The following is a 6918-nucleotide window of genomic DNA, read 5'->3' on the forward strand; positions in this document are numbered from 1 at the left end:
GCAATCGGGAAAAGTTCGAGAAACATCCCACACATTTACCAAAACTCTACGTTAAGAAAGGGTGGGGTGCCATGAAGCGAATCGCTCTAATCCTTAATCCATCCGCAGGAAAAGGCCAATTACTGGAACTCCTCGATACGATCACATCCAAGCTACAGCAACACTGTGAGGAGGTCACTATCTATCAAACCGAAAAAGAAGGCGATGGAGCTGATAAGGTACGTGAAATCGCCTCTGAAGTGGACTTAATCATCGCTGCTGGTGGAGATGGTACCGTTCATGAATTGGTTAACGCCATCTCTGCCCTGGATCAACCCCCTGCCTTTGCGATCCTACCAGGCGGTACATGTAATGATTTTTGTCGCACCATCGGCATGGACCAAGACCCCCTCATCGCCCTTGAGCAAATCCTGCGCAAGCAGGCCCTTGATGTGGATGTTGGTTATAGTAGCCAAGGACGGTACTTTCTCAATTTTTGGGGCATTGGTCTCATCACCCAAGTATCCCTCAGTATCTCCAGTGAGGATAAAGAACGGCTAGGACGCCTCGCCTATTACTTTAGTGCCGCCCAAAATATCCTCGAGACAGACCCTTTTCATTTAGAAGTAACCGTCGATCAAAAGACTCGCTTCGATGGAGAAGCCACCTTGCTCGTTGTGGGCAATGGCTCCTTCATCGGTGGTATGCAGGGCTTCTTTCCCCAGAGCCGCATCAATGATAGCCACTTAGACGTCCTTATCCTAAAAGAAACCTCCCTCGCAAGTGCCTGGTCAATGCTTCTCTCCAACTGGACCAATGATTGGCCAGAAAGCGATCATCTGCTTTATTTTCATACCGATGCACTCACCATCACTGCCTCACCTGAGCAAACGATCGACTGCGATGGTGAGAAGGGAGAACATACACCTGTGGATATTAAGGTTCTGCCCAAGTATCTCACTGTATTAGTAGGGGATCTCGAAGATAGCGCCCTGCAAGAGAATACATACTCTGTTGACTAATCCTCTTGCAATGTATGTGCGCGCTTTACCCGATTTGAGGATCTCCTGAAAAGGGAGAGGTCTCTATATTGAAAATAGTCCGGAACTACGAGGACGAGGGAGCGAGCAAGGACGAAGGTGGTTTAACAAGTCGGGATAACCTATATCCCTTGGTATCAAAGGGGTTTCAGGATAGGCGATCCAGCCCTTTCGCTTGGGCTAGAGGATGTTCATAAAGGGTTGATGCATGGAGGCTTTTAGTATATAGCTACAGTCTTTCTATCCTCATTCCTCAAACAAACGCTCTCCTCTATGGAGACGCCAAGCAATGCTAGCAGTGTGAGGTAATTCCCTTGCTGTAGGAGCATGAGCTGCCAAGTAGCGAGTTACCGCCAACAAACTCGTACGCATCGCGCGCTGGGCAATAGGCGTATCCTCCTCTTCCCAACGATCATGTTCATCGATGGCTGCTTCTAGCATCTGAAAGGAATGAAACTCTGCGTCTTCTCGTAGAAGAGCATGCCCCAATACATTAAATAGCGCATCCTTATCCCCTGAACGATCCAAATAGACTGCCACCCACTCGGCCGCTTCTGCTACTTGTTGTTGTTTATCAAGGAGTTTAAGAAGCTCTGATGTATCGGGAGCAGGCTGACTATTACCTGGATCTCCCTTTGGTTTTTTGGCTTTAGGGACATTGAGGAAACGATCCAAATAGATACTCATTGCGCTATGATAAATACCACGCACCAACTCCATAGAGGGTGAGCGAAGAAGACCCTTATGGACGGCATGGGTATGGGTAAAGGTGTGTAATGCCGTAACCCAATCTCCAAAATCATTTTGCGTATGAAAATGAGCAATTCGTTCCATCGCCGCAAGGGAGACTAGTTGGGCTAATCGAGCAGGATCAACCCCCTCTTTTAGTGCTTTAGTCAATTGATGAATGGTGGCTATCGGATCATCCGTCAAAACTTTATTAACTAGCTCCTCCTCATCTATCCCCTCTTTTTCGCTTCCTAACGTAACTCCTTCTAGTTCTGCAAAGGCTTCCTTTAATGGCATCACCAAATCAATCGGGGATTGCCAACTATATCTCTCCTCACTTCGTTCTGCCCCTGCCATCTGAGGGAGTAACGAGGTTAACACGCTTGCTCTCTCTTCTACTCCTACATGCTCTAACACTTCAAAGGCTTTATTATGAAAATCTAAAGCATGCCCTACATCCATATAAAAATGATCTGTCACCGCCGCCATCATCATATCGGATAATTCATTTTCAGATGCACCTGCTCGAATCATCGTTAATAGAATGCGCTCGGCTCCCTGGGTATCGCGCACTTCAATCGCTTGTCGATACCACCGAAACAACCGATCCTTATCCACTTCTTCGTTAGGTAACGGTTCTAACATAAACCGCATGCCGGCTCGTGTCGACTCTCGAGCTATATGTACCATGCCTTGATAAAGAGCTAAAATTTGCCCTTGACGATCCAAGTGGGGCAAAATATTGACCATCGCTGTCAAAATAGTTAACCCTGAGCGCCACCCAGCCATTCGGTATGTCGTTCCAAATTGAACTCCGATCCGTACGATTTCAGATGGGGACTCCCCAGCCTCAATCAATCCCACAATTGCCTTTGCGATGACTAGGCTGATATTTTGCTCTAATCCCTCTTGAAGGCGTTGGCGATACCTCTCGATGCTTTGTTTCTTCCTTGGCAACGAATGTACCCATACCTCTCCTTCACGCACCTCTGTCGCATACGTGGTAACGTTATCTGCCCATGGATCTAAACACCCTCCTCCTGTTAAATCAAAGCGAGCATGATGCCATTCACATGTGAGAATACAATCCTTTAAGCTTCCTTTATGAAGGGGAAACCCCATATGTGGACAGCGATTATCCACCGCATATACATTTCCTTCATGAAAAAAGAGAGCAATCCCATGTCCCTTTCCTTTGATCACCTTCGCACCGGCTCCTTCTAGCTCTGCTACTGTTCCTCCTAATATCCACTCACTCATCGATCTACCAACCCTTCCTATTTTGAGTATTCCTTCTCTTTCATTGTAGGGGGGTTTCGCTTCCGCGGCCTCCGTATAGGGATGCGTCTTTTTCTCCTTCATCTGTCTTACTTCTAGCCACGACTCACCTAGGACTATCGTCGGAGAAGTCCACCTATTATTCACAATAAAATCGCTTTTAGCTTGAGTTTACTTAATTTATTACTTGCATGCTAAACATTGTAAATGTTATTTTTATCTCTGTTGGTTTTATTCTCCTAAATTGAATTGTGTACTCCATTGGGCCTTATCCAAGGCCTCTTTTTTTGGTACAGAAAGAGGTGATAGTCGTATCTAGAGGTGATAATGTACATATACCTTCTAACGTTGTCATTCTCAATAGAAATCGGCTTTTTGTTACCAAAAAAATTCATATATTACCTACATAGGAAAAACGTTATCCTTGATTATGGCAAATGTCTGCCTTTATACTTTTTTTATAAAGAGAAAAATAGGGGGAGCAATTTAATTTAGGGGAGTGTTCATCATGCAAAATGCAAAAAGAAAAGTGTTTACTAGCGCGATGGCTTTACTGATTGTTGCTAGTGTGGGTGCCGGAACGAGTCTTGCTGCACAAAATGATGATGAGAAGCCACCAACAAAAGAAGGGTATGTGGTGAAAGACGGTAAAAAAACACCGGTAAGTCAGGATGACGCAGCCTACCCCAAATTACCAAAAGACCCCAATGAACCTGTACCGAAAACAGGAACTACTACAACCGACACAGCGAAAATGGGAAACACCATATACTTTGAAGGTGAAGGTACAACTGATTTTGGTGATGGCGTAACTGGTAAAGTGTACTTAGAAAAAAAATCAGATGGAAAGATAGAACTTGGAGTATATGATCCAAAGACTTATAAAAAAACTCGTGACCCTGTCAGTGACGAAAGAGATGAGATTGGCGAAAAAGAGATGGTAAAAAAATATGGACCAGCCTATGCTTGGAGTAAAGCTTTTGATGGAACAACCAAGTTAAAAAGAGAGACAAGATATGAATTAGTTAAATCGAGCGTGGTTGACAGAGCAGCACAGTATAATTTTTCGCAAGCTGTTAGACATGGTGTAGCTAAATCAGATCTATTTGGTTTTTCATCAACAATTGGATCAAAAGTATCTGTTGAAACAGGTGGCGGGTTTCTTCCAGGGAAAGTTACAGCAGAATTAAGTACTGAGTTAACGTCTAAATTTGAAAAAAACATTACGGTTACAAATGAAACGACAACAACGGAGTCTTTTACCGCTCCAAAAGTTGATAATCCCGACTACAAAGAACCGGTATATACAGGAGCAGCGTATCAATTAAAATCTACTTATACCGTTGTACCTGGAGATGGATTGAAAGAACTGATTAATGAGAACTATGACGGCGGAATGGATTTGAAAAGTAAAGAATTGGCTAATCCTTCATATAAATACGCTGAAGACCAAATGTATTTTGGCTTAACACCCGGTTCACATGAAAACGACGATTGATAAATACCTTTGCTAAAGCGATAGGTTAAGTTTATCGAGCTAGAGCTTTATAAAAATGCCCTCTACTTTTTAATTAGTAGGGGGCTTTTGATTTGTTTAGAAGGAAATCTCAGCTATAATTAAGATAGAATAAAGGGGGATTATTTATGAATAAACCTATATTATTACCAGGAGAACGAATATATCTCCGTCCCATTAGTGTTGAAGATTCGGAATTATATTTCCGTATGATGTTTAATTCAGAAACACGGCGTCTTACTGGAACACAAAAATGCTTTTCTCGAGAGGGCATCAAACGTTATATTGAAGGACTCTCCCAAAATTCCTCAAGTCTGCTCCTACTGATCGCTTTCATTGAAGATGATACAGTGATCGGTGATATTCAATTACTGAACATACACCCCACTAATCGCAACTGTTTTATTCTTGGACGATCCAATCCATCAAGGCAAAGGCTACGGCTCTGAGGCGATGAAACTAATGCTGGAATATGCCTTTGGTGTGTTAAATCTTCATCGGGTTGAGTTAGACGTCTTCTCCTACAATGAACGGGCCATCCATGTATATGAAAAGTTAGGCTTTAAAAAAGAAGGCATTCTACGAGAGTCTCTGTTTTACGATCATCAATACCACGATTCCATCATTATGAGCATGTTGGAAAAAGAGTATCGTGAGCATTATGGGATTTAATCAAGACTACAACGAATTGATTGAGCGTCTACTTCCCTATTACCTCCCCTATAATGGTCAACATAAGTTATCTCTTGCTATCTATCATCAAGGAGAGGAATTTTTTCATATCTTTGAACAACCTTCTAGTGAAGCAGATCTTTATGAAATCGGTTCGATTACTAAAGTGTTCACATCTACATTACTTTCCATTGAGGTCGTTCATAAGAGATTGTCTCTTGGAGATCCTGTCGCTTCTTTTTTCCATCGATCTCCTCACCTGGATCTCAGATGACTCTTCATCATCTAGTCACACACACATCAGGATTGCCCCGTATTCCCTTTAAGGTTATGTGGCCCCTATTCCTTCCTAAGCCCTTTTTCCTTCGACGGAAGGTCGGAACTTGCCATACAAATTTGGACTTACATGTGCATCCGTAAAGGCCTAGGACCAAAGGCTGATTACCTCCTGCCTACATACAATCATCGTCACTTTTGCTATTCCACAAAAAAAGAACCTAGTCATAGGTTCCTTCGATAACACCATATTCTTCAACTCTCTAGCAATTCTAAGTATTTACTAATGGATGCTTCTACGATTGTACGGCTTTCACCCACAATGGATTTCCCAGACCAGGCCGCGTGGATATTAGCAAAATTCCACTCTGCCAATATAGAGCGAATGCGTTTTAATTCTCTTGGTGGCAAGGGGAGCAGATTGGGGAAACTATACATAAAACTAACTCGATTTAAACCAAACGTGATATACACTGTATCCCCAGTCAAAATCGCACCCTCTCCATCAGCTCCTTCTGCCCAGTGTAAAATCGTGCTACCTTCAAAGTGTCCACCGATCCGAACAGCTGTCACTCCAGGAGCCAGTGTAAGGGTTTCACCTGACCAAAATTGAACACGTTCTGCCGGGCCCATCACCCATTCCTGATCTGCTTCGTGTAAATATACCGGGCAATCAAAGGCTTCTGCCCAATCAGAAAAGTTACTATAAAAATGAGGATGAGAGACTATAATTCCTTGTAATCCACCCTGGCCTTCTATCCATTCGATCGTCTCATTATCCAGGTAAGTAATACAATCCCATAAAAAGTTGCCGGATTCTGTTTGTAACAATAAGGCCCGCTGTCCAATTGCAAAACCTGGTTTTGTCACGATTTCCGTCAATCCCGGCTCCACTTCTGTACGTTCATTGTGAAAATCCGCTTCTTTCATTACCGCCAGTGTCGTCCATTTCTGCCCAAGAGGATGGACATACTGGCGTTCATCTTCACAGATGGGACAATGCTGACGGTTCTTCACTTCTTCGCGATATCTTACACCACATGTTGTGCAAATCAGTGCATTATGGACATACATACGAAATCCTCCTTGATTCGGGAAACAAAATTTTTCACCCATTTATAGTTACTTAAGATCACTTTGAGCCAGCTTAAATATAGCTATCAGATAGTGGACTCTCTCCAACAAATATTGCCCTTCCCTTTTCATGATAGGACCTTTCTATGCTAATATTCTTCAACATAAAGGCTGAACTTAGCTTACCGAATTAGTCTTATATATTATAAGTGACAACGTAGGACCAAAGTCTGATACTAACAAAAAAGAACCTGAAAGTTGGTATTGACCCCGTCAAGTAGACAATAGAAAAAGAACCTTATTAAGCGGCGATCTTTTCTCGGTATTCCACGGGGGAAAGGTCGCCGAATTTTT

General features: G+C 43.0%; 5 protein-coding genes and 1 pseudogene. 4 read left to right on the forward strand and 2 right to left on the reverse strand.

Annotated features, from left to right (window positions below; translation table 11 throughout):
- The first annotated feature begins 71 nt into the window (after positions 1 to 71).
- A complete protein-coding gene (locus tag BLV90_RS06895; protein ID WP_091738332.1) occupies positions 72 to 1001 on the forward strand; it encodes a diacylglycerol/lipid kinase family protein in 930 nt (309 codons plus the stop codon).
- A gap of 264 nt (positions 1002 to 1265) precedes the next feature.
- Here the strand turns inward: BLV90_RS06895 and BLV90_RS06900 are convergent, their stop codons facing one another.
- Positions 1266 to 3008, reverse strand: a complete 1743-nt coding sequence (locus BLV90_RS06900; protein WP_091738371.1) for a Rieske (2Fe-2S) protein — start codon at positions 3006 to 3008, stop codon at positions 1266 to 1268.
- A gap of 526 nt (positions 3009 to 3534) precedes the next feature.
- On the opposite strand from BLV90_RS06900, the gene BLV90_RS06905 reads away from it, so the two are divergent.
- The 3 genes and pseudogenes from BLV90_RS06905 (at position 3535) to BLV90_RS06915 (ending at position 5488) form a co-directional block, all read left to right on the forward strand.
- Entirely contained in the window at positions 3535 to 4524 is a 990-nt protein-coding gene (locus BLV90_RS06905) for a hypothetical protein (RefSeq protein ID WP_091738335.1), read from the forward strand.
- Between the two features lie 146 nt (positions 4525 to 4670).
- Positions 4671 to 5214, forward strand: a pseudogene (locus BLV90_RS06910) (GNAT family N-acetyltransferase).
- A complete protein-coding gene (locus BLV90_RS06915; RefSeq protein WP_091738338.1) occupies positions 5204 to 5488 on the forward strand; it encodes a serine hydrolase in 285 nt (94 codons plus the stop codon). The pseudogene BLV90_RS06910 and the gene BLV90_RS06915 overlap by 11 nt, the downstream one beginning before the upstream one ends.
- Before the next feature lie 257 nt (positions 5489 to 5745).
- Here BLV90_RS06915 and BLV90_RS06920 read toward each other — a convergent pair whose 3' ends face one another.
- Positions 5746 to 6564: an MBL fold metallo-hydrolase gene (locus tag BLV90_RS06920; RefSeq protein WP_091738341.1), complete on the reverse strand. Its 819-nt coding sequence runs from the start codon at positions 6562 to 6564 to the stop codon at positions 5746 to 5748.
- Positions 6565 to 6918 lie beyond the last annotated feature (354 nt).

It is taken from the genome of Marininema mesophilum (assembly GCF_900106775.1).
Taxonomy (GTDB): Bacteria; Bacillota; Bacilli; order Thermoactinomycetales; family DSM-45169; genus Marininema; species Marininema mesophilum.

Excerpts from the sequence above, each read along its gene's own strand:
- BLV90_RS06920 (WP_091738341.1), bottom strand. The coding sequence starts at position 6,564 with ATGTATGTCCATAATGCACTGATTTGCACAACATGTGGTGTAAGATAT.
- BLV90_RS06895 (WP_091738332.1), top strand. The coding sequence starts at position 72 with ATGAAGCGAATCGCTCTAATCCTTAATCCATCCGCAGGAAAAGGCCAA.
- BLV90_RS06915 (WP_091738338.1), top strand. The coding sequence starts at position 5,204 with ATGGGATTTAATCAAGACTACAACGAATTGATTGAGCGTCTACTTCCC.
- BLV90_RS06905 (WP_091738335.1), top strand. The coding sequence starts at position 3,535 with ATGCAAAATGCAAAAAGAAAAGTGTTTACTAGCGCGATGGCTTTACTG.
- BLV90_RS06900 (WP_091738371.1), bottom strand. The coding sequence starts at position 3,008 with ATGAGTGAGTGGATATTAGGAGGAACAGTAGCAGAGCTAGAAGGAGCC.